At 68.1% G+C, this 1,561-nt stretch carries 2 protein-coding genes; both read right to left on the reverse strand.

Annotated features, from left to right (window positions below):
- Positions 1-56 precede the first annotated feature (56 nt).
- The gene (locus tag ABFS34_16765; GenBank protein ID MEN8377078.1) at positions 57-161 is read right to left on the reverse strand and encodes an AraC family transcriptional regulator; all 105 of its coding nucleotides are present in this window, start codon (positions 159-161) and stop codon (positions 57-59) included.
- A 150-nt stretch (positions 162-311) separates the two neighbouring features.
- Complete coding sequence (locus tag ABFS34_16770; GenBank protein ID MEN8377079.1) at positions 312-1,151, reverse strand: hypothetical protein; 840 nt, start codon at positions 1,149-1,151, stop codon at positions 312-314.
- Positions 1,152-1,561: the final 410 nt, after the last annotated feature.

Raw genomic sequence — 1,561 nt, forward strand, 5'->3', positions numbered from 1 at the left:
AGAGCACCTGGAGAATCTCGAGCTCGGATTCGGTGGGTCTAGCCGGACTCATGCTGCTAATCTACGACGCTTTTCGTAGATCGCAACTTCCCCGGGGTGATTCCAAGAAAACGACGAAACTCACGCGTCATGTGGCTTTGGTCGGCGTAGCCGCATGACAAGGCGGCGCGCGTCTTTCATAGAACGCGGGGGACGATCGACAAGTTGAGGGCCGGCCGATGGCTCGTCTTGAAGAAAATCGACATGGCCGCGACCCAAAGCGACAAGCAACCCTCCCGTCCCCGCCACGAACCGCGTCGGTCCGTGGGCGTCTACCAACGACACGCCCATGCGGGCGCCGGCTGGGGGTTCGGGGTCAACGCTGTCAGGTCTTCGTCGAACGCAACCTCCTCGCGACCGCTGGCTGGGCCCCGGATCTGGATCCTCCCGTCTCGGGTCGCCACGAGGAGTCTGCCGTCGAGCGACCAGTCGGCCCACTGAATGTCGGCCAGGAGACGGACGTCGCCCTCTCGCTCCATCGAGTAGCTGACCCTCAACCCGTCGACCGCCTGACCTTTGCCGAACTCCCCTCCGGCCCAGCCGTGACTCTCCACGCACAACACGCGCTCACCGCCCGGCTCCGGCTTGCGTATGCGGGCGTTGCGGTGCTGGTCCCAGAAGTCGTCCGGACGCCTCGGCGGCGAGTCGGCGGCCTCCTCCCAGCCGCGCCTTCGTTCGAGGGCGAACTGCACCGTGGGCAGGGGCTCCAGTCCCCAGCGCATCGGCAATCCCTCGTCGTCGGGGTGGGAGACGCTGCCGTCCACGTTGAAGGCGTAGCCGCGCGTCCAGGTGCCGATCTCCGCGAACGCGTGTAGCGCACTCAGCCAGGGCAGCCGCGACAGCGCCACGTACGCGTCTCCGTGTTCCCAAGTGGCCGTGGGCTTGTGCGCGAAATAGCAGAGGTAGCGGCCGTCCGGTGACAGGTCCGAACGGCGCGGAAAGATGCGCCCCTTCAGCCAGCCGCCGGGCTCGTACTGCCCCTCCGCGATGTCCCATCGGCCGACGTGCGACCACGCCGATGGGCCGCGCCGGAAGACCGCGACGATGGGCGCATCGGTGGCGGGAATGCAGTAGATGCGGGGAGGCGTCACCGCGGTAGCTGGCCGGGGCATGTCACGCTGGCCAACCCCGCGGCCTGGCCGCGCCTCTCCGCGTGGGTTCCGGCCCGGGATTCCACTGCTCTCCCCCTTTTTCCGACACCGCCTTGAGCCGCTTTCGCCTCCGATTCCGCTAATCCCGAGTGCATGGTCATCGCGCTCACGCGGGGTGGCCCGAACGCTCCTGCCCCACCGTGATTCGGAGGTACCGTGCTGCGCTCACCAGCCCGTCGATTTGCGCGACGACTCCCGTGCGGCCTGCTCGTCCTGCTCGCCTCCGCCTGCGCCGGCAATCCGGCGGCGGAGTCCGCCCGAGCCGGCAGTGACGCAGGGCAGCGCCCGGGAGAACTCGCTCCTGCCGTGCTCGTCCTCAGAAGCCAACTGCCCGGACCCGTAGCCGTGTACGCGACTCGCGGGGAGCTACG

This window comes from Gemmatimonadota bacterium (assembly GCA_039715185.1).
In the GTDB taxonomy this organism is placed as follows: domain Bacteria; phylum Gemmatimonadota; class Gemmatimonadetes; order Longimicrobiales; family RSA9; genus DATHRK01.